The sequence below is a fragment of the Methylomarinum sp. Ch1-1 genome, assembly GCF_030717995.2.
Taxonomy (GTDB): Bacteria; Pseudomonadota; Gammaproteobacteria; order Methylococcales; family Methylomonadaceae; genus Methylomarinum; species Methylomarinum roseum.
In genome coordinates this window covers 3,057,157-3,078,412 of sequence record NZ_CP157743.1, presented here as the reverse complement: position 1 = coordinate 3,078,412, position 21,256 = coordinate 3,057,157, and the positions used below count along the sequence as shown (strand labels likewise).

23 protein-coding genes are annotated in these 21,256 nt (G+C 51.5%); 20 read left to right on the top strand and 3 right to left on the bottom strand.

Annotated elements, in window-relative coordinates; all coding sequences use genetic code 11:
• Positions 1 to 379 precede the first annotated feature (379 nt).
• The 6 genes from Q9L42_RS14145 to Q9L42_RS14120 all read left to right on the top strand — a co-directional run bounded on the left by Q9L42_RS14145 (position 380) and on the right by Q9L42_RS14120 (position 3,333).
• Positions 380 to 823, top strand: coding sequence for a hypothetical protein (locus tag Q9L42_RS14145; protein ID WP_349431281.1), 444 nt, complete (start codon positions 380 to 382; stop codon positions 821 to 823).
• Between the two features lie 40 nt (positions 824 to 863).
• Entirely contained in the window at positions 864 to 1,049 is a 186-nt protein-coding gene (locus Q9L42_RS14140) for a hypothetical protein (protein ID WP_349431165.1), read from the top strand.
• A 124-nt stretch (positions 1,050 to 1,173) separates the two neighbouring features.
• Complete coding sequence (locus Q9L42_RS14135; RefSeq protein ID WP_349431280.1) at positions 1,174 to 1,719, top strand: transposase; 546 nt, start codon at positions 1,174 to 1,176, stop codon at positions 1,717 to 1,719.
• 284 nt (positions 1,720 to 2,003) lie between these two features.
• Positions 2,004 to 2,276, top strand: coding sequence for a DUF883 C-terminal domain-containing protein (locus tag Q9L42_RS14130; RefSeq protein WP_305907758.1), 273 nt, complete (start codon positions 2,004 to 2,006; stop codon positions 2,274 to 2,276).
• 32 nt (positions 2,277 to 2,308) lie between these two features.
• The gene (locus tag Q9L42_RS14125) at positions 2,309 to 2,737 is read left to right on the top strand and encodes a phage holin family protein (protein WP_349431279.1); all 429 of its coding nucleotides are present in this window, start codon (positions 2,309 to 2,311) and stop codon (positions 2,735 to 2,737) included.
• A gap of 236 nt (positions 2,738 to 2,973) precedes the next feature.
• Complete coding sequence (locus Q9L42_RS14120) at positions 2,974 to 3,333, top strand: DUF488 domain-containing protein (RefSeq protein WP_305907760.1); 360 nt, start codon at positions 2,974 to 2,976, stop codon at positions 3,331 to 3,333.
• A 187-nt stretch (positions 3,334 to 3,520) separates the two neighbouring features.
• Here Q9L42_RS14120 and Q9L42_RS14115 read toward each other — a convergent pair whose 3' ends face one another.
• The 3 genes from Q9L42_RS14115 to Q9L42_RS14105 form a co-directional block, all read right to left on the bottom strand.
• The gene (locus Q9L42_RS14115; protein WP_349431278.1) at positions 3,521 to 5,089 is read right to left on the bottom strand and encodes an ISNCY family transposase; all 1,569 of its coding nucleotides are present in this window, start codon (positions 5,087 to 5,089) and stop codon (positions 3,521 to 3,523) included.
• A gap of 501 nt (positions 5,090 to 5,590) precedes the next feature.
• The gene (locus Q9L42_RS14110; protein WP_305907761.1) at positions 5,591 to 6,856 is read right to left on the bottom strand and encodes a hemolysin family protein; all 1,266 of its coding nucleotides are present in this window, start codon (positions 6,854 to 6,856) and stop codon (positions 5,591 to 5,593) included.
• Complete coding sequence (locus tag Q9L42_RS14105; RefSeq protein ID WP_305907762.1) at positions 6,856 to 8,241, bottom strand: hemolysin family protein; 1,386 nt, start codon at positions 8,239 to 8,241, stop codon at positions 6,856 to 6,858. Before Q9L42_RS14105 ends, Q9L42_RS14110 begins: the two co-directional genes overlap by 1 nt.
• A 1,090-nt stretch (positions 8,242 to 9,331) precedes the next feature.
• Between Q9L42_RS14105 and Q9L42_RS14100 the strand changes: the two genes are divergently transcribed.
• From Q9L42_RS14100 to Q9L42_RS14035, 14 genes are all read left to right on the top strand, one after another.
• A complete protein-coding gene (locus Q9L42_RS14100) occupies positions 9,332 to 9,931 on the top strand; it encodes a DUF6515 family protein (RefSeq protein WP_349431277.1) in 600 nt (199 codons plus the stop codon).
• 327 nt (positions 9,932 to 10,258) lie between these two features.
• On the top strand, positions 10,259 to 10,888 hold the full coding sequence (ccmA, locus tag Q9L42_RS14095) for a cytochrome c biogenesis heme-transporting ATPase CcmA (RefSeq protein WP_305907765.1): 630 nt from the start codon (positions 10,259 to 10,261) through the stop codon (positions 10,886 to 10,888).
• Entirely contained in the window at positions 10,879 to 11,553 is a 675-nt protein-coding gene (gene ccmB, locus Q9L42_RS14090; RefSeq protein ID WP_349431276.1) for a heme exporter protein CcmB, read from the top strand. The genes ccmA and ccmB overlap by 10 nt, the downstream gene beginning before the upstream one ends.
• Positions 11,554 to 11,924: 371 nt before the next feature.
• A complete protein-coding gene (locus Q9L42_RS14085; protein WP_305907766.1) occupies positions 11,925 to 12,857 on the top strand; it encodes a hypothetical protein in 933 nt (310 codons plus the stop codon).
• A gap of 43 nt (positions 12,858 to 12,900) precedes the next feature.
• Positions 12,901 to 13,656, top strand: coding sequence for a heme ABC transporter permease (locus Q9L42_RS14080; RefSeq protein ID WP_305907767.1), 756 nt, complete (start codon positions 12,901 to 12,903; stop codon positions 13,654 to 13,656).
• A 5-nt stretch (positions 13,657 to 13,661) separates the two neighbouring features.
• Complete coding sequence (gene ccmD / locus Q9L42_RS14075; RefSeq protein WP_305910192.1) at positions 13,662 to 13,826, top strand: heme exporter protein CcmD; 165 nt, start codon at positions 13,662 to 13,664, stop codon at positions 13,824 to 13,826.
• Positions 13,823 to 14,263 carry a cytochrome c maturation protein CcmE gene (gene ccmE, locus Q9L42_RS14070; RefSeq protein ID WP_349431275.1) on the top strand — a complete coding sequence of 147 codons (441 nt, stop codon included), beginning with the start codon at positions 13,823 to 13,825 and terminating at the stop codon, positions 14,261 to 14,263. The genes ccmD and ccmE overlap by 4 nt, the downstream gene beginning before the upstream one ends.
• Before the next feature lie 4 nt (positions 14,264 to 14,267).
• Positions 14,268 to 16,223 carry a heme lyase CcmF/NrfE family subunit gene (locus Q9L42_RS14065; protein WP_349431274.1) on the top strand — a complete coding sequence of 652 codons (1,956 nt, stop codon included), beginning with the start codon at positions 14,268 to 14,270 and terminating at the stop codon, positions 16,221 to 16,223.
• A complete protein-coding gene (locus Q9L42_RS14060; protein ID WP_305907769.1) occupies positions 16,216 to 16,746 on the top strand; it encodes a DsbE family thiol:disulfide interchange protein in 531 nt (176 codons plus the stop codon). Before Q9L42_RS14065 ends, Q9L42_RS14060 begins: the two co-directional genes overlap by 8 nt.
• Complete coding sequence (locus tag Q9L42_RS14055) at positions 16,746 to 17,207, top strand: cytochrome c-type biogenesis protein (RefSeq protein WP_349431273.1); 462 nt, start codon at positions 16,746 to 16,748, stop codon at positions 17,205 to 17,207. The genes Q9L42_RS14060 and Q9L42_RS14055 overlap by 1 nt, the downstream gene beginning before the upstream one ends.
• Positions 17,204 to 18,424: a c-type cytochrome biogenesis protein CcmI gene (ccmI, locus tag Q9L42_RS14050; RefSeq protein ID WP_305907771.1), complete on the top strand. Its 1,221-nt coding sequence runs from the start codon at positions 17,204 to 17,206 to the stop codon at positions 18,422 to 18,424. The genes Q9L42_RS14055 and ccmI overlap by 4 nt, the downstream gene beginning before the upstream one ends.
• Complete coding sequence (gene hemN / locus Q9L42_RS14045) at positions 18,424 to 19,803, top strand: oxygen-independent coproporphyrinogen III oxidase (RefSeq protein ID WP_305907772.1); 1,380 nt, start codon at positions 18,424 to 18,426, stop codon at positions 19,801 to 19,803. Before ccmI ends, hemN begins: the two co-directional genes overlap by 1 nt.
• Before the next feature lie 174 nt (positions 19,804 to 19,977).
• Positions 19,978 to 20,217 (top strand): hypothetical protein, encoded by a 240-nt coding sequence (locus Q9L42_RS14040; protein ID WP_305907773.1) that lies wholly within the window; start codon positions 19,978 to 19,980, stop codon positions 20,215 to 20,217.
• 121 nt (positions 20,218 to 20,338) lie between these two features.
• Positions 20,339 to 21,112 carry an SDR family NAD(P)-dependent oxidoreductase gene (locus Q9L42_RS14035; protein ID WP_305907774.1) on the top strand — a complete coding sequence of 258 codons (774 nt, stop codon included), beginning with the start codon at positions 20,339 to 20,341 and terminating at the stop codon, positions 21,110 to 21,112.
• Positions 21,113 to 21,256 lie beyond the last annotated feature (144 nt).

Genomic DNA, 21,256 nt, shown 5'->3' with positions numbered 1-21,256 from the left:
CGGAGGACGCGCCGGTTTGCTGCGTCTATCAGTCGAAAAAAACATTGCTCTAAATTCCTTTGCAAGCGAGATGATTCAGAAATACAAGCTATCAACGATTGATTCGACAAGAAGATAGGGGCAATGTTGAAAATTTCAAGATATTTTTGCGGTTTGAATGGCTAGTCTTACGTTTTTAGCTGAAGTTTCCCAATTTTTTGAGGGCAAGGAATATCAGATAATGCTAATATTCAGCTTAAACATTAGCCGGCTCTAATATTGATTGTTAGGCTATGCCGAATCTCATTAAAAACAATAGCTTATGGGTGAATGAGGTCGCCTTTTGTAGTATAATATTGGTTTCTAAATCATTGATTACACAAACAAAAGGGCCTCATTCATGTTCATTTTACGCGATCTTCTCCGCCCTCTCCAAGCCCATTTTTCCGAGACTGATCTGGGACGGGAGCGAGCTTCTTTGTTTGTCTACACGCTGCTCGCCGTGATTGTTCCGTTTACCTCATCGATGTCGTCTAATTTATGGCGGGCCTTGGAGACTTTGTTCGGGATCGAGATTAAGCAAAAGCGGTTCTATACCTTCATGGCTTCGTCGACACTGCCCTGGGAAAGGCTTTGGACGACGCTGTGGGGATTGATTCCGTCCCCCACGACCGATGGCCGCTTATTGATTGGCTTGGACGATTTTATCAACCTCAAAGTGGGTCAACACATTTTCGGCTGCGCGTCGATTTTCGATCATGCCGCCAAAGCGAATCAAAGCCGTTACCCCTGGGCGCAAAATGTGGTGTCGATCGGCTTACTGAAGCAGGTCAAAGGTCGTTAGGCCTGTTTGTTTTGGGCTTTCGTTTTACTTACCCCGTCACATGATCGCCGAACAAAAGGAAACCGCCAAAATCAAAGGCCAAGTCGCGCCGTTTCAAAGCAAACTCACGCAAGCGGCGGAATTGCTAATCGCCGTCGCCGGTCACTTTGCTTCGACACCAATGCTGGCGGTCACCGACAGCTGGTTTGGGAATCAGGGTTATGGAAGCCGGTGCGCCAAACGGTAGGCGAACGTTTTCACCTGTTATCCCGATTGCGCAGCAACCAGGTGCTCTATGCGCTCCCCGACGCCCGGTCCGCCGATGCCAAGACACGCGGACGCCCCGTAAATACGGCCAGCGTCTGGGGACCGTGACCGACCGAGCGCACGCGCTCCGGCAGCAAACTGCTGCCTATCAGGTTAACCTGTATGGCAAAGTACGCGAAGTACTGGCGGTTGAGAAAACCGTCATGCTGAAGACCTTAAAATGCCCCATCAAGGTCGTGTGGGTGTTTCGTAAAACCCAGTGGGTCGCCTTGTTTACGACCGATCTCGACTTGTCGGTCACCCAGGTCATCGAATATTATGGCGCTCGCTGGAAGATCGAGTCCGGCTTTAAAGAACTCAAGCAAGACATTGGCAGTCAAAAATGCCAGAGCCGGAATGCCCAGGCCGTGATAAACCACCTGCATTTCTGTATGATGGCCACCACGGTCACCTGGATGTACGCCGATCGCATCAAAGCGGATCCGCAACGTCGGCACAAGGTCAAGGGGCGGACGAGTTTCGCCTTTTCCGATGTCCGGCGCCTCATCGCCGAAGCCTCACTGAGTGAAGATTTTGATAGGCTTTGCCATAAACCCACCAATCCCATGAAAAATTCGCTGGTCACGGTGTTGTTACGCATGGTGGCTTGAGGCGTTTTTAGGAAACTTCAGGTTTTTAGTAACTATTCAGCATAAAAATACCTTTTCCATCAGTTACTTGCTCTAGAAGATGCCGTTCACCCAGCACCTAAATTACAGCGCTACTGGACTACATTTTACATTCTAGGATTGTTTAGGTGCTGGGTGAAGAGGGCTGTAAGTTGTCGGAGAGTCATGTTTAACTAAATGGCCGATGAAATATCCTTGCATATTTTGGTCAACGTCGTTATGTTGAAGTTTGCAGACGATTCCACTACGCCCAGGAGATGAGCATTATGGCGACACAACAAGCTAGCAATGAGGAATTGCAAAAACAACTCGAGGCATTGCGTGAAGATTTCGCCGACTTGGCTAAGACAATCAAAACGATGTCATCGGCTTATGTCGGAGAAAAGCAGGAGGGTTTCCAACACGCGGCCGAACAAGCTCAACAACAAGTGAAAGATTCGTTCGGCAAAGTGGAGGGTGAAGTCAAGGCTAACCCACTCACCAGCCTGGCCATCTCATTTGGGGTGGGGGTGTTGATCGGCAAACTGCTGGATCGTTGAATAAAAGCCATGGATGATAACATCGGGTAATCATGAGCCTGCGTTACAGACTGAAGATCCATAGCATCGCGATTGCGATCGCGCTCGTTTTTTTTCTGATTGCACTGGGCTTCAGCGCTGTGGCGTTGTTTTATAACTTTTCTCAGTATTTTTCAGCGGATGTGTCGGCTTTGTTGACGGCGGCGGTCTATCTGATATTGGCGCTGATCGTTTTGAGCTTCGCGCGCTTATTCAGCCTACTCGATAGGCGTCGATGCAGGCCATTACGCCGCACAAAGCGCCATAATCCACTGGAAGCGGCGCTGCAAGAATCGCTGGACCCGGAAATTCGTGACTGGGTTGAACAGAATCCGGGGCGTAGCATCACGCTAACCTTGTTGGCCGGCATGGTGCTGGGAAGCAGCGATGATGCGCGAGATCTGCTGAAAAAATATTGTGAGCGCTATTTTAACGAGCGTTGATTAAGTTGCAAGGCGGGAATAAGCCAGTAATTCCCAGTTTGAGTATTTTTGCAGGGTTTAGGGCATGAGGTGTGTCTGTCGAGGAGCGCCGTAAACCCATCCCTGGGGGCTTGACGGCAGCATCCTTGCTGCCGACATCCTCGCCAAACACACCCCATGCCCTTTTTGAACGCCAAAGTGAATTGCAGGGAATAAGCCCGTTTGATTCGCTACTGAGTATCAGCGGGGGGCAGTCCATGATGGATATCCGAACGAAGCGAATCTACGACCCCGCCAGCGATGAAGACGGTTTTCGTGTTCTCGTCGATAGGCTATGGCCGCGCGGCATGACAAAAGAGCGGGCTCAGGTCGATCTTTGGTTGAAGGACACCGCGCCTAGCACCACATTGCGAAAATGGTTCGCCCATGATCCGTCGAAATGGGCGTCTTTCAAGCGTCGTTATTTTGCTGAACTTGATGTCAAGCAAGACGCCCTCGCTCGTTTGATCGAAAAAGCGGGGCAGGGCCGGTTAACGCTGTTGTTTGCCGCCCGCGATACTGACTGCAATCATGCCGTGGCAATGAAGGAATATCTGCTTGCGCATGCCCCTAAGTAGTGTCTGACAGAAAAAGCCTTTTTTTCAACCGATACCCAACTTTTGCCACACTCATTTTGATCAACCCAGGCCATTTTCCGGAAAAAATCCATCGCTGTCTCGTCTGATTTCTTCATTAGCGGGCCATTCACCGGTCTGCGGGCGCAACTATCCTGTAGTGAGCCTTTTCTCGCTCCGATGGTATTGTTCAGGCCGCTTGTTGGTAGGGGCCGCGCTTGCGTTTTTCTTTCGCCTGCGCCTGCTGACGCAGGATGGCGCCCAACCGTTTGATATTGCGCGAGACGACCGCCAGTGCGACATAGCGTTTGAAGCCATCGAGGCCGTGGTCGGGGCAGATATCCAAGCCGTTATGCTCCAGGGCATTGATGGCCGATTCCACGGCGGAGTGTTGGTGGCGTAGTTGTTTAAAAGCATTGCTGCCTTCCCGCGCTTGATCCGCGGCGCTGAGTCGGCCTTTTTTGGGCAGAATCACCTGTTCCAGATGATTTTTCAGTTCCTTTTGGTTAGCCGGGCTGTGAAAGCCTTTGTCGAAGCTGGTCACGGTCAGTTCGGGGAAGCGCCGGCGCGTTTCGGTGACCATGTCGACGGCGACTTTGTCATCGGTTTGCTTTTCCATCACTAGGTGGTGAAGAACGAAGCGATGGTGGTCCTCCATCACGCAGACCCTTAAACCCAACTCAACCGGGACGCCTGCTTTGCCTTTGCTGATCCATTCGGTGTGCGGTTCAAACACGGAGAAGATCTTTTCGGCATGAGGGATGGTTTCGCTGCGTATGACGCGGCGCTCAATTTGGTCCAGCAGCAGGCGGGCATAGGCCTGGTAGGATTGCAACGGCTGCGTTTCATCGGCCAGGGCGCCACGGTCCAGGGCTTGTTTTAAGGTGCGCTCGGATTTGCCCAGGTAGGCGCTCGCCAGGTCCAGGTAGGTCTGATGAGCCTGTTGGATGGCTTGTTCCCGTACGGCTTGTTTGTTTTCATCCTGGCTGGTGGAGCGTTTGAGCTGTTGAGCTCTTCGGTACTGTTGTTTGAGTCGCCGGATGTTGTGCCGGTATTGACGCCAGTCCGGCAGGTCATAGTGTTTCGCCAGCGTATGACTCTCTTCAATAGCTTTGCGGATCGCATCATACAGCAGGTTGATGTCGGTCGGAAAATGGACGTCGGTTTCGACCACAAAGGAATCGCACCGCCCTCTCAGTTTATCGCTGTGGTCGACCGTCGCGGCGGCAGTCGAGTCACTGCGGACGGTTGGCCCAGCGTTTGGCTTTTTTTTTACCAGGGCATGGCCGGCTCTGACCACTTCCTGGTTGATTTGATCGAACAGTTCCGGGGTGAACAGCCTCAGATTGTCTTTGATGCGCTGGAGAGAATACTTCGTGTCGTCACACCAGTCGCTATGGCCCAGCATCTGTCGAATGGTATTGTGGTGGTTGGCCAGTTCATGGATGCGGTCGTAGTCGGTATTCAGGCCCAGACGCAAAACGCCCAGCACTAGAATTTTCCATTGTTCCAGGCCGGGCCGACCGCGCCTTGGGTCAGCGGGTTGCTGACGCTCTGCTTCGCTAAGGCCCTGACCGCTTCGGTAGGGAATAACCTGCTCGAGGATGGCGAACACACGGTCGCGCAGTTCGGGCGTGGTATAGATGTACTGCAACCCTAGCAGCAGTTGCGGGATGTCGTCTCTGGATTTGAGGTTAATCTCGATGTCGGCAATATCGACCTGACCGAGGCTCATTTGCGGATTCTTGACGGTGCGCATAGGATTTCAACGGACGAAGATTTCTGGTTTTCGTAAATTTTTATGGCGGCGCTCACCTAAAATCAGTACCTTACGGATTGAGCAACGCAACAATCGTGATTTTGGGCTGAAAACTCATTTCCCGGAATTCATTATATCCCATTGATTATTTTAGGGATAATCAATTTTCGGTCAGGCATTAAGTAGTCACGTCGCTGCCCTTTGAAATTAAAGAAAAGTAACTATTCAGCTTGATACTAAGAAAATTTTTCTTTTACTATCAATTGCTTGCGGAAGAAGTGTATGCGGCAAGGATGTCGCATCCAAGCCTATAGGGACATATTTACGGCGTCTTCTGGAGCAAGTAACTGATAGTAAAAGCATTTTTATACTGAATAGTTACAAAGAACATTACATTCATCGTTCCTGCTTCGGTCTGTCGATGCGCAAGCTTGAACGAGGGGGGGTGAAATCGTCGAAACGCCTTTCGCGTCTAAGGTGCGCTTCCGGAAGGCGGGATGTTCAGGACAGCTTATCGACGCGTACGGTCTTGATTGCCCGCTCGCTCATCGCATCGATGGTGAAGCGGTAGCCGTAGTCTTCAAAGCTTTCTCCGACCGCCGGCAGGTGGTGGAGGTGCGCCAACATCAGGCCGCCCAGGGAAAAGTAGTCCTGGCCGTTGATTTTCGTGCCCAGGATTTCATTGACTTCGGAAATGGGAACCTTAGCGTCGATCAGCATCGAGCCTTCGCTAAGTTTCTGGCACATCATGCGTTTCCGGTAACGCCGGCGCGATTGGTCCTCCGGCGTTTCTTCGAGATCGCCGACCACTTCCTCATACAAGTCCTGTTTATCGATCATGCCGATGCAGGTGCCGAATTCGTCGACCGCGATCGCAGTCCGGCAGTCTTGTTTATCGAACAGTAGGAACAATTCTTCCAGATATTGATTTTCGGTGACGAACAAGGCCGGCGAAATAATGTCGCTTAATTTGTCGTTTTTAAGGTCCAATTCCATGATATCCCACGGCGACAAGGACAGTACGCCGACGATGTTGCTGATATTGCCGTCATAAATCGGGATGTCGTTAAAACTGAGCGATTTACATAGTCTGACCGCATTCTCCAAGGAACTGTCCTTGTCCAGCGCAACCATATCGGCTACCGGCGTCATGACTTGTCCGACGGTGGTGTCGGAAAATCGTATCGCCCGTTTGATGCGGTAACGGTCGAACACGTCCAAGTTGCTGCCCATTTCCGCTAATTCGACGATGGAGCGTATTTGTTCGCGTGAGATAAACAGGCTCGAATCGGCCTTAACGCTGCCGGTCAGATGGGCGATGAAGCGGGCGATGCGCGAGAATATGAAAATCAACGGGAAAAACAACTTGGTAAATAGCGCCAGGATGCGAATCAGATAGGGGGCTATCAAGGTCGCGTGTTGCTGATAAACACTCTTCGGGACGATTTCGCCGAAAATCAGGAACAACGGCGAATAGATCAGCAGGGCGTATAAATCGGCGTCGTTGCCGAACAGGTCGACCAATAACAACGTTCCTAGCGTGGTCAAGGCCACGGTCGCGATATTGGTGCCGACCAGCGTCGTACCTAGCAATATATCCGGGGTCTGAAACAGTTTTAGCACCGCTTGAGCGCCTTTATTACCCATACGGGCCTGATGCCGTAGTTTGATTTTGTCGGAACTGACCAAGGCGATTTCCGAGCCGGAGAAGAAGCCTTTCAACAGCAGCAACAACAGCATCAATAGTAGTGTGACCAGAATCGTCATCACTGTTCTCCTTCTTTATATTCGTTATTGAAAGCGGCGTTCGATTCCTCGCCACGGGAAACGCGCACCCGCGCGATGCGGTGACCATCCATTTCTAGCACGGTCAACCAATAATCATCTAATTGCACGCGATCGCCGGTTTTCGGCAGACGGTCTAGGCGGCGAAATAGGACGCCGGCGATGGTGGTCATGCGCGCATCGGTGATGACGAAGTTGGTCAGGTCTTCGAAATCAATCAGCTTCATGTCGCCCGGCACGTCGTAGATCTCGGTATTGGCTTCATGAATGACGCCCGGCATTTCGGTTTTCGGGCAGATCTCGCCAAACACGAACTCGAGCACGCCTTCTAGCGTGACCATGCCTTCGACGCCGCCGAATTCGTTGAGGATTACCGCGGCTCTGGCGTTATTGAGTTTGAAAAAATCGAACATTTCATCGACTTTCTTGGTTAGTGGTACGACGATCGGCGGATGAATCAAGTCGGCGAGTTCGGTGGTGTCCTGTTTTTCCGGCTCAAGCAACAGGGACGCGACATCGTCGGCATGGACGAAGCCGAGCAGATTGTCATGATGGTTTTTGAAAACGGGAATACGATACTGTTTGTGTTGGCGAAAATAATTGGTGACTTTGTCCACCGGCCATTTGCCGTTGATGAAGGGCATTTTCGTGCGCGGTATCATGATTTCGACCACTTCGGTGGCGCCGGCTTCAAGCAGATTGAAGATCATCAATTTCTGGTTGCTACCCAATTGCCCGGTTTTCACGACATCATCGACTAGGGTTCGGAATTCGTCGACATGAAGAATATTGTCGGGCGATTTTTCTTGGCCGACCAGAAACGTGGTGACTCGGTCGGATACCTTCCAGACCAGCCAGCGCAACGGCGCGACCAGTTTGATCCAGTTGCGTATCACTGGGATGACGATGCGTGTGCTGACTTCAACCGGATTGGAAACTGCGATCGTTTTGGGCGTCACTTCGCCAAATACCAATAATAGCGGCACCATGACAAACAGTGTGAACCAGCCGGCCTTGCTTTCTCCATACAGCTCGATCAAGATCACCGTCATATTGGCGGCAGCGGCAATGTTGATCAGTTCATTGCCGCATAAAATGGAGATGATCAAGCGCCTCGGTTGTTCCAATAAGGTATGGAGGGTCGATGACTGCGGATGATTTTGATTGTGCAGGGTTTGTAAATCCAGTCGCGTCAGCGAAAATAACGCAGTTTCCGAACTCGAAAAAACCGCCGATCCCATCAGCAACAAGAGTTGCATGAGCATGCGTACGATTAGTTCCGGTTCGTTCAGTTTTGCGCTATTCGGCGTGACGAAGCTCAGAAATTGCTGCCAAAGCAGCGCGAGTTGGTCAAGATAAAGTTCCAATGTGTACCCCGCTCCTGAAGCTATGTTGTTGTCTGTTTATTTAGTGATTGTCCATTTTGAGGCAGCAGGTTATTGATTTCATAAAAGCGTAAATATGCCCCTGTAAGCTTTTTCTGCAACGTCCTGTTAGTCAGTCTGAGAAATTAACAATCTACTCCCTAAACCCTGAAAGATACTGAATAGTTAAAAAGTTTAGCCTAGAAAGTATCAATGCCGGAATCATTTTCCTTATTCCATAGGGTTCGGTTGAATCTTAGATAGGCGAACATTGGGATGCACCTACATCCTAACAACCTGGCGGGTATTTTTCAGATTTTTACAGCGATCTATACGGGATGATTTCCGATCCCTTGGCCGCTACTCAGGGCTACCTCATTAAAAAATACCTGAACCAACACATTGGTTAATATCGCGTCATCCCTCTGGGCGGGGCGGGTTATTTAACCCGCCCCAAACTTTTAGTCACGGTTGAATCGTTCAGGACCTCGTTGACCTGCATTTCGCATAGCGACATGCGAACTACTTTTCGCGCCGAGAGCGGCACTCCTACGCAAAGCACCGTATGTTGAACATTGAACAGCGCGAAGCGCATCAAAAACCGGTGCGCTTCCTATCGTCAGCACACCCCGCATCGTAGGGCGGCTTCGCGTAGCAAGCCGCCAAAAACCGCCACCGGGGCAAAATTGGCCGTGCACACGCGGGGCGGGTTATTTAACACCCCCTAAACGTTTAACTTACTTTAGGCGTATTTGTTGTTAATTTTCTGTTTTGCCTCTCATTCATTTAATGCGGGAGCCCTGGGGTGCTCAGCAATTGCCAATTTGAGTATTTTTGCGGGGTTTAGGGCATGGGGTGTGTCTGTCGAGGAGCGCCGTAAACCCATCCATGGGGGCTTGACGGCAGCATCCTTGCTGCCGACATCCTCGCCAAACACACCCCATGCCCTTTTTGAACGCCAAAGTGGGAATTGCTGCTGGGGTGCTAGTATTTCCCTATTGACATTTGGCTTGTGTTAATGAACTGTCCTGTCGGTGAGCGGGTCTTATTAGCAGGTCGGCATTATTCACTAAGATAAAAGCGGGAGAATATAATGATGAAAGTTCTTATCAAAGCGGTTCTTGGCGTCGTCTTGTTGCTGTTTACTCTGAATAGTGTCGTTGCCGATGACAGACCGAGATTCAGGACTGACAGATCAAGCAAGTCACACAGATCAACGCCGAGGTCAACTCATCAGTCAAGGCCCGGGCCTCAGAGAGCAAGTCCCCAACAGCGATTTAAGACCATACCTAGGACGCAACGAATATCGCCGCAGCCGTCACACAGACCGCAGCCCAGTTATCGGGCCGTCAAGCCTCGCCGGGTTCCTCCCGCCCATTCTTCTTCCCGTTTTCGTCATGAATACTATAGACCAGGCTACCATACACGCTATTTACCACATGGATATAAGCGGCTTTGGATCGGTGGGCTGCAATATTTTTTTTATGATGGCTTTTTTTATCGTCCTTATCGGGATCAATACCGTGTTGTCGATGCGCCGATCGGCGCCATTGTCTTATCGTTGCCTAGATTGCATTTTTCCTTGTTTTTTAATGGCATTGAATATTTTCTCGCCGGCGATACCTATTACCGGCGTCATCCGAATGGCTATATAGTAGTGCCCAATCCAGGCTTCAGAGACGCTTGGCGTTAACCCGGATATTTCAGTGGGGGAATCGTAGTTCCGGGCAATCGGACGAAGAAGGTTGGGCAAACATCAGCAATGCCATAGCAGGCTCCGGCTTGAGCGATTTTGTTCACGATTGGTAGTCCGGTTTTTCAAAAAAAACTTCAGGTACAAACGGCGCCCGAAACATAGGCTCTCTATTAATCTTGATGCATGGGGTGTTGACACTTATTTCAAAGATCAAGGTCGCCTTTGTGAAATATCCGGGTTAAGTCTTTTACGATGCGCGGAGTGGGAAAAGCAGGGTAATGCTGATACTATAGGCGATTTTACGCGCAGGGTTCAAGTTGACGCATGGATAAGCAAGCAGTGTTATTACGGGCCAGTAATCTGGCCTGTATCCGTGATGATCGGGTCTTGTTTTCGGGATTGAGTTTTATCCTAAAACCGCAACAAATTCTGCTGCTGGAAGGTAAAAACGGCAGCGGTAAAACCTCGTTGTTGCGCATCTTATGTGGATTCAGGGAGGCTGATGAGGGCGAGATTCAATGGTGTGGGACCCCCATCGACAACAGTCGTTACCATGCCGATATGGCTTACGTCGGCCATATGGATGGCGTCAAAAAGGAGTTGTCCGTGCTGGAAAACCTGAAAATGTCGCTGGCCATGGCTAGGCCGGGAAGGTTCACCATCGAGCAGGCCTTGGATAAGGTGCATCTTGCCGGTTATGACGACACCCTGGTTCAGGCCTTGTCGGCCGGACAGAAACGGCGCTTGTCTCTGGCTAGATTGCTGATCACCGATAATATCCTGTGGATTCTGGATGAGCCGTTTACCTCATTGGACAGACAAGGCATCCAGCTGATCGAGTCGCTGATGCTGAAACATGTCAATGACGGCGGCATGATCGTCATGACTTCCCACCATGACCTGGCCTTGCATGCGACTGATATTCAACGTATCGATTTATCAACATGTCATTAACCGCAGCCTTTATCGCCATCATACGGCGTGATTTAGTTCTGGCGTTTCGTCGCCGGGCCGAGATCGCCAATCCTTTATTCTTCTTCGTCTTGATTGTGACCTTGTTTCCCTTGGGTATAGGCGCTCAGCCGAAATTACTACAGGCGATGGCGCCCGGCATCATTTGGGTGTCGGCGTTGCTGGCGGCAATGCTTTCGCTGGACAGCCTGTTTCGTTCCGACTTCGATGACGGCTCTCTGGAACAAATGTTGCTGAGTTCCCATCCGATTTCGGTATTGGTGTTGGCGAAAATTTTGGCCCACTGGCTGGTGACGGGTCTGCCGCTGCTGTTGGTTGCGCCGCTGCTGGCGTTGTTTTTAGGAATGCCTGAACAAGCTTTAGGAACTTTATTGATCACGCTGGTCTTAGGAACGCCGGTGTTGAGTCTGATCGGCGCCATCGGCGTCGCCTTGACCGTAGGCTTGAGACGGGGGGGGATGATCTTGTCGTTATTGGTGTTGCCTCTCTATATTCCTGTTTTGATTTTCGCTAGCAATGCGGTGGATATGGCGGCGACCGGGTTGCCGGTTTCAGCTCAGTTTAATATTCTGGCGGCAATATTGTTGATGGCTCTGGTGTTGGCGCCGTTACCGGCTGCATCGGCATTGAAGATGAGCATCAATTAGTCCGTCGATTTGGCTGTCCTGATGTAACTAAGGAACGAGTGTAATTATTCAGCGTAGTTTTATAAGAGGGAGTAGGCTATTGATTTATCGGGCTGTCTGCAACAGGACGTTGCAGTCAGAGCTTACGCCGCACAGGGACGTGTAAGTGCAGCGTGAGGCAGGATGCCATTAGCTGCCATGGAAGTATTAACGCGTCCCGAGAAATCAATGGTCTACTCCCTAAACCCTGAAAGATACTGAATAGTTACGGAACGAGTATAGAAGTTATCTTGTTCATGTTCCTAAGCGGTGTTTTGTGAAGATTATGGCTATTTGCAATAATCTATTGCCCATATAATGTATGGTTTTTAATCGAATGAGGAGTTCCTGGTATGGGAGCGGGTAAATATCTATCTGTTTTTACGTCGGCGACGGCAGAGCAAAGAAGTGCGAATTTTGAAGATTACTGGACATTTACCCAGCACCATGGCGGGGAGCTTTTTGAAGCTGACAAGGATCTGGCTAAAAAACGGGCGCGGCTGAAACATTTTCAGGATAACCCGGTTAGGTTGCGCAAACCTTTGGTCGACCCTGACGCCTTTTACCGTAATTATGTGGCCATGCAAGACGACCCTAAATCGTTGGATCGCATGACCTTGATGCTGACCTGTATTTATAAATTTGCCCGACATGAGTGGGTTGGCATTAAAGGCGCTTGGGACGCGGTGCCGGATATGGCCAACTCGCATACAGTGGAAGATAAGATTAGTCGTGTGCATCTAGCCGAAGAGTTTTGTCATGTGCGTTTATTCGATGAAATGCTGCGGACTTGTGGATTGGATAAGGTCGAATGGGCGCCTTTAGGCCCGATCAAGGAAAAAATCTATGAACAGTTTCCGAAACTCCCAGGTTTTTTAATGGATTCACCGGCTTTCGTGACTGAATTGATGGGAGTGACTTTTTATCGTCATTTAGATGCCTTATTTGACGACGTGCTGGCCGACGAACCGGAAGTTCGTGTCCGTTTGAAAGCATTGCTGGACGAAATTACTATTGATGAAGTCGCCCATGTCGGGCAACGAAGAAACTTCATTGGTCCTATCGGTATGAAGGTTTCCAAGGCGCTGGTTAAACCGTTTTATACGATGTTTTTTAATGACATACCGGAAGTGGCGGAAGTGTTTGATGTCAACCAGATGATTGAGGATGGTTTGGCGTTCGATTTTAATGAGTTGCCAGAGTCGATCGTTGAGCGCAGTTGGATACCAACTTACTGCAAGGTGGACTTGGATCCTGAGGATGCCCGGCTTTCCTTGGAGAAGTAAATCCTTTATTATTTAGCGTATTATAATTAAGTGATGTTTTAGCATGTCTTTGATACCCGCTCCAATCAGTCGATTTTTTCACCGCCTGGCTTCTCCACCGCATTTTTACGCCTTTGCCGATAAATTAATGCCCTGGCTGACGGCGATCTTTATTCTGCTGGTCGGCGGCGGCCTTTATGGCGGTTTATTTTTGGCGCCGCAGGATTACCAGCAAGGGGACAGTTACCGGATTATCTATATTCATGTGCCGGCGGCCTGGATGTCGCTGTTTATTTATGTCTTGATGGCGGTCGCCGGCGCCATCGGTCTGATCTGGCGCATTAAGTTGGCGGAAGTGGTGTTGGTCAGCAGTGCGCCGATCGGCGCCAGTTTTACCTTTATCGCCTTGGTGACCGGTTCGTTATGGGGCAAACCGATGTGGGGGACTTGGTGGGTTTGGGATGCCAGATTGACCTCGGAGCTGATACTGTTGTTCTTGTATTTGGGCGTGATCAGCCTGTACGGCGCCATCGAGGATCGCCGCGCCGCGTCCAGGGCGGTATCGATACTGGCTTTGGTCGGCGTCATTAATATTCCGATCATCCATTATTCGGTGGAATGGTGGAACACGTTGCATCAGGGCCCGACTGTCAGCAAGATGGACAAGCCCTCCATCCATGTCAGTATGCTGGTGCCGTTATTGTTGATGGCGATTGCGTTCAAGGTTTATTACGTGATCGCGCTGTTGCAGGGAGCCAAAGTGGAATTGCTCAGGCGCGAACAGAACACTCAGTGGGTCAAGAAAATGCTGGAGAATTGAAAATGATGAATTGGCAGGAATTTTTTGCCATGGGCGGTTACGCCTTTTATGTATGGACGTCTTATGGAATATGTTTGCTGGTGTTGATGGCCAACGTGATCATGCCGATACTGCAGCGTAAACAACTGATGCGTCAATTGCAGCTGAAACAGAAACGGTCACGCTCATGAAACCGGCTAGAAAACAACGTTTGATTCTGATTTTGTTGATGCTGGCCGGGGTCGGCGCCGCGGCGACCTTCGCCTTACAGGCGTTCAACGAAAATCTAATGTATTTTTTTTCCACGACCGATGTCGTGGAAGGAAAGGCGCCTAGAGACACCTTGTTCCGTCTCGGCGGCATGGTCGTCGATGGCAGCGTCGAGCGCCCCGGCGATGGTCTGATGGTGCGCTTCAAATTGACCGATTTCAGCGAGGAAGTGACGGTGGAATACACCGGCATATTGCCGGACTTGTTCAGGGAGGGGCAGGGCATCGTCGCCAAAGGCAGGTTGAATTCTCAAGGCGTGTTCATCGCCGAAGAAGTGCTGGCTAAGCATGACGAAAACTATATGCCGCCGGAAGTCGCCGACACCCTGAAAAAACCGCAACAAAGCAAGGCGGAGTAGCGATATGATGGCAGAACTAGGGCATTTTTCGCTGATCATGGCGCTATGCATGGCGATTATCTTGGGAGCTCTGCCGATCATCGGCGCCGCCCGTTCGATTCCTGGCTGGGTCCATGTCGCAAGACCCGCGGCCTATGCGCAATTGCTGTTCATGGCGATTTCCTACGCCTGTCTGACCTATGCCTTCCTGGCGCATGATTTTTCCGTCGCTTATGTGGCGCAGAATTCCAACACCGCCTTGCCGACGCTGTATCTGATCTCAGGCGTCTGGGGCGCGCATGAAGGCTCATTACTGCTGTGGGCTTTGACGCTGTCGATTTGGACTGGATTGGTCGCTCTGTTCAGTAAAAATATTCCCGACGTTACTCGAGCCCGGGTATTGGGCGTAATGGGGCTGGTCAGCATCGGCTTCATCCTGTTTCTGATGCTAACGTCCAATCCTTTTGCCCGTCTGTTTCCGTCGCCGCTGGAAGGCCGTGACTTGAACCCCTTGTTGCAGGACCCTGGGCTGGCGATCCATCCGCCGATGCTGTACATGGGCTATGTCGGTTTCTCGGTCGCCTTTGCCTTTTCCATCGCCGCGTTGTTGGAAGGGCGGCTGGATTCGGCCTGGGCGCGCTGGTCTAGGCCGTGGACCAATATCGCCTGGATGTTTCTGACCCTGGGCATCACGCTGGGTAGTTGGTGGGCCTATTATGAACTGGGCTGGGGCGGTTGGTGGTTTTGGGATCCGGTCGAAAACGCCTCGTTCATGCCGTGGCTGGTCGGCACCGCACTGATTCATTCGCTGGCGGCCAGTGAAAAGCGCGGTGTGTTCAAAACCTGGACCGTGTTATTGGCGATTTTCGCCTTTTCGTTGAGCCTGCTGGGCACCTTTCTGGTGCGTTCCGGCGTGTTGACCTCGGTACACGCCTTCGCCAGCGATCCGGCCCGCGGTCTGTTTATACTCATTTTCCTGGCCGTGGTGGTCGGCGGCTCGTTGTTGCTCTATGCGATACGGGCGCCGCAGGTCAAAAGCAGCGCCAGTTTCGAGTTGATCTCGAGAGAATCGGTGCTGCTGATCAACAACATTTTGTTGGTCGTGACCGCCGCTAGCATCCTGCTTGGCACCTTGTATCCCTTATTTGTCGATGCCTTGGGGCTGGGCAAGATTTCGGTCGGACCGCCCTATTTCAATGCCGTGTTCATACCGTTGATGGCGCCGATGGCGCTTGCCGTCGGTCTTGGCGTCATGCTGCGTTGGAAACGCGATCAGATCGGCGCCTTGCTGCAGCGATTGCTGGGCGTGATCGTCGCTTGCGTCGTCGGTGGTTTGCTGATTCCGCTGGCGATGCCGTTTTATTCCTGGGGCGCGGTGCTTGGCGCGACGCTGGCCTTATGGACCGTGGCTGTTTCCGGTCTGGCCTTTAAAGACCGTTTCGGCAAGCAAGGTTTCACGATGGGCAGGCTGACTCAAATTCCGGCCGGATTTTACGGTATGACCTTGGCGCATCTGGGCATTGCGGTATTCGTGATAGGCATTACCTTCACATCGATCTACAGCGTCGAGCGTGACGTCAGGATGGCGCCAGGCGATACTCTCGATATGTCCGGTTATCTCTTTAAGTTTCATGGCGTCAAGCAGGCCGAGGGACCCAATTACCGGGCCGAACAAGGCTTTTTGACGGTCTCTTACCAAGGTGAAGAGGTGGCCAGGCTGGCGCCGCAAAAGCGCGTTTATCGGGTGCAGAAAATGCCGATGACCGAGGCGGCGATCGATGCCGGCCTGTTTCGAGACTTGTTTGTGGCGATAGGCGAACCGCTGGGCGATCAGGGCGCCTGGAGCCTGCGCGTCTATTACAAGGCCTTCATTCGCTGGATTTGGCTGGGCGCTTTGTTGATGGCGGCCGGCGGCTTGCTGGCCACGACCGATAAGCGTTATCGTATCAGCAATAAAAAAAGGACAGTAGCGCATGCTTAGATACGTGATTCCATTATTGATTTTTGCCGTGCTGGCGCTGTTTTTGGCGTTGGGTTTGAAGCTGAATCCGCGCGATATCCCATCGCCTTTGATCGACAAGCCGGCGCCGGAATTTTCGTTGCCGGTGCTATCCGAACCCGAGCGGCAGCTGAGCGAACAGGATTTTAAAGGCCAGGTCTGGCTGTTGAATGTCTGGGCTTCCTGGTGCGTTTCATGTCGTTCCGAACATCCGGTATTGAATCAACTGGCCAAACTGAATGCAGCGCCGATCGTCGGCCTCAATTACAAGGACGAGCCCGATGCCGCCAGGCAGTGGCTGGCGCAATTGGGCAATCCCTATCGTGTCAGCATCATGGACACCGAGGGCCGCACCGGCATCGATTATGGAGTTTACGGCGTGCCGGAAACCTTCGTCATCGATAAGCAAGGCCTGATTCGATATAAACATACCGGACCGGTCACTCCCGAAGATGTCGAGCGGATGTTGCTGCCGATGATTGCAAAGTTGAAGGCGGAAAATTGATGATAAGGTTGAGTGTATTGTTATTATGCCTGTGGATCAGCGTTGCTCAGGCCGCCGTCGAATACCGGCAATTTGATAATGCCGAACAGGAACAGGCTTATCAAAACCTGATTTCCGAACTGCGCTGTCTCGTCTGTCAAAATCAGACCATCGCCGACTCGAACGCGGATTTGGCCAAGGATTTGCGCAGGCAAGTCTATGAGATGCTGCAACAGGGTAAGAGTGAGCAGGATATCGTCGATTTCATGACCCAGCGCTATGGCGATTTTGTCATGTACCGTCCGCCGTTAAAGGCTAAAACCCTATTCTTATGGATCGGGCCATTGCTTTTTGTCGTGATCGGACTCGCAATGCTGCTTATTGTCAGCCGCAGAAAACGGAGCGTGGCCGAGGCCGGTGGCTTAACCGGCGAAAAAAAGGCCAAAATCGACGCTTTACTGGAAGAAGGTGACGACTCTTGAGTAACTTATTTTGGATCGCCGTCGCGGCATTGATCGGGATCGCCATGCTTTTCATCGTGCCGCCGTTGTGGCGTCGTAACGAATTGGCCGAATCGGAGGTGGACCAGCGCAATATCAACATCGCCAGGCAGCGCCTGAAAGAACTCAAGCGCTTGCTAGAAGAGGGCGCGTTGACTCAGGCCCAATTCGATGAGCAGTATCAGGAATTGGAACTGACCTTGAGCGACGAGTTGGACAGTCTGAAACAGATTAGCGCTCCGTCGTCGCAAGGCAAATGGATCATTCCGGTTGTCGTGTTGTTCGTGCCGCTGCTCAGCCTGTCGCTGTATTTTTCATTGGGCGATACTCAGGCGCAAGTCAAAGCCGAACAGCAGCAATTGGCTCGTCAACAGCAGGAAAAGGCTCAGCAAACCATCGACAAGATGGTGGCCGGGCTGGCCGAACGCTTGAAGCAGCAACCGGATGACGCCGAAGGCTGGCTGATGTTGGGACGCTCCCTCAAATATATGCAGCAATACGATAAAGCCGCGGAGGCCTTCGCCCAAGCCTATCGTTTACTCGGCGACGAGGTCAGCGTGATGTTGTATTATGCCGATGCTCTGGCGATGGCCAGAGGCGGTCGGCTGGCAGGCAAACCGGCGGAATTGATTTTCAAGGCGCTGGCCTTATCGCCCGACGACGCCACCGGCTTGTGGCTGGGCGGCATGGCCAAGGCGGAAGCCGGAGAATTCGCTCAGGCCTTGCAATACTGGCAAAAACTGGAGCCGCTGTTGCCTAAGGATTCGCCTTCGCGCCGGGAATTGCAGGGCATGATGGCGGCGCTGAAATCGCGATTGAACGAGACAACGGAACCGGCGGAGGCGGCTCCGGCGGTCAATATCGCCGTCAGCGTCCGCTTGTCTGAGTCATTGCGCCAACAGGCGCAGGCCGACGATGTCGTGTTTGTTTATGCGCAGGCCTTGAACGGACCGAAAATGCCATTAGCGATCGTGCGTAAGTCGGTCGCCGATTTGCCGTTATCGGTGCAATTAAACGACGCGATGGCGATGACGCCGGCGATGAAGCTATCAGCCTTTAGCCGAGTCAAGGTCATCGCCAGAGTCTCCGGTTCCGGCAATGCGATGCCACAGGCCGGCGACTTGATCGGCCAGGCCGAAGTTGCTGAATTAGGGCCGAACAGTTCCGTCGCCATTACCATCGACCGACGGGTGGAATAATGGATCAATCCATCGAATTCGATTTGGACCTGATTAATCGCTACAATACCTCGGGGCCGCGTTACACCTCTTATCCGACCGCGTTGGAGCTGCATGAAGGTTTCGGCGATGCCGAATACCGGCAACATATCGCCCAATCGAATGCGGCGGGCGGACCTTTGTCGCTGTATTTTCACATCCCATTCTGCGACACGGTGTGTTTTTATTGCGCCTGCAACAAAATCATCACCAAGAACCGTAAGCATGCCGAACCGTATCTGGACAATTTGTGCAGGGAAATCGCCATGCAGGGGGATTTATTCGAACGCAGCCGGCCAGTCAATCAATTGCATTGGGGCGGCGGCACCCCGACATTTTTGCAGGCCGGACAAATGCGCCGTCTGATGGAAACCACTCGTGAGCATTTCAGTTTGCGTGATGATGATCAGGGCGAGTATTCGATCGAAGTCGACCCGCGCGAAACCGATGACGGGACTATCGCCTTGCTGCGTCAGCTGGGATTCAACCGCATCAGCCTTGGCCTGCAGGATTTTGACCCGGCGGTGCAAAAAGCGGTGAATCGTCTGCAAACTAAGGAGCAAACGTTTGCCGTCCTGGAGGCGGCGAGACAGGAAGGGTTTCGCTCCACCAATATCGACCTGATTTACGGTCTGCCGCTGCAAACGGTGCGGACATTTGCCGATACCTTGGATCTGGTATTGGAGTATCTGCCGGATCGTTTTTCGGTCTTCAATTATGCGCATTTACCCAGTCGTTTCAAGACTCAACGGCAAATCAACGAAGCGGATATGCCTAGCCCGCAGGTCAAGTTGGATATCCTGCAAATGGTCGGGCGCAAGCTGACCGAGGCCGGATATGTCTATATCGGCATGGACCATTTCGCCCGTCCCGATGACGAACTGGCCGTCGCTCAGCGCGAAGGAAAACTGTACCGCAATTTTCAGGGTTACTCCACCCATTCAGACTGCGATCTGGTGGGCTTGGGGATCACCTCGATCGGTCGAGTCGGCGACGCCTATATTCAGAACGTCAAGGCGCTGGATCGGTATGACGAATTGATTGCCAGGGGCCGATTGCCGGTTTATAAGGGTGTGACGTTGGATGAGGATGACAAATTACGTAGAGCGGTGATCAGTCAGTTAATCTGCCATTTTCAGTTATCCTTTAAGTCCATCGAACAGAATTTTCACATCGATTTCGGCCAGTATTTTGCCGATGAATTGAAAACCTTACAAGCCATGCAAGCGGACGGCCTGCTGAGGGTCGGCGCCGACGGCATACGGGTATTGTCGCCCGGACGGCTGCTGATTCGTAATATCTGCATGGTTTTCGATAAATATCTGGCGCAAAAACGGCAGCAGTTTTCCAAGGTCATTTAATCTCTTTTCTGACCATTAAGACACGCTTTGAATATATTCTTGTAGGTTTTCCTGCCGTCGTCTGTCAATCAATCATTGATAAAATTCTTGGACAAAAGGCAAAATAGAAGTTGGCGGGTTTGCATGCAACGGAATCCAACAGGAATAAATAGTCTTGAATGAAAGGGGAAAACAATGGGATTAGATCACAAGCAGGCTTTACAGTTGGCACGCGACGGGCACTGGGAGCGGGCTCATGAAATGGTTCAGCCTTATTCCGACAAGATGGCTTGTTTGATACATGCCTATCTGCACAGGGAGGAGGGAGACTTGAGCAATGCCGGCTATTGGTACAGACGAGCCGGCGAAAAAATGCCGGACAATACTCTGGAAGCGGAATTAAAACGCCTAGCTGCTTTGCTGAATGCCGAATGACCTAACAGCTTTGCCTGTATACTTTAAGATGTTCCATACCTTCATTTTCTCCACAAGTCACCTGAGGCTTTTCATTGAGCGATTAATTCGCATTTCAATAAACCTGTACCTATAGATCTCCATGCAAAAAAACGCTTTCATTACCGGCAACAGCACAGGTCTGGGTAAAGGCCTCAGCGAAGTTTTACTGTCCAGGGGTTACAGTGTTTACGGTTGCAGCCGGCGTGGCTGTGGGCTGCAAGGAAGCATCAAAGACGGCGTCATCGATTTGACCGACTTCGATAGCGTGCCCAGTGCGCTGGAACAGCTGCTGCAGGACGTCAGTGCCTTGCAGCTAGTGGTGTTGAATGCCGGCATGCTAGGCCGCTTGCAGGACATCCGCGAGGCCTCGTTGGATGAACTGAAACAACTGATGGACATCAATGTCTGGGCTAACAAGGTCGTCTTGGACTGGTTGCTGGCCTCGGGTATTCGTGTCGAACAAATCCTGTTGATCTCCTCTGGCGCTGCGGTGCTAGGCAACAAAGGCTGGGCAGGGTATGCCTTGTCGAAGGCGGCGCTGAACATGTTGGCCAAGCTCTATGCCCACGAATTCCCCGAAACTCATATCAGCGCGGTCGCGCCGGGACTGATCGATTCGACAATGATCGATTATCTTTGTCACGATGCGGACAGCGAAAAATTTCCGGCGCTGAAACGTATTCATAAAGCGCGTGAAGAAAACAAGATTCTGTCGCCTGTCGCCGCGGCGGAAAGAATACTGGAAGCCTTAAGCAGGCTGAAAGACTTAGAAAGCGGTAGCTTTATCGATTTAAGGCAGATTTTGGCGCCTGAAGAATACCATGAACTGATGCGGGCCAGGACGGCGGTGGAAAATAACAGCAGCGGTCACTAATTTAAGTCGAGTCGGTATATCACCCTGATCAATAGGGTTTATTGGGCAAATTAAAATAAATTTCGCCTGTACATTCGAAAGCGCTAAAATAGCGTCTTAAAAACCTCCCGTATAAAGCGGATCGACTGCTTTTCGCTTATCTAG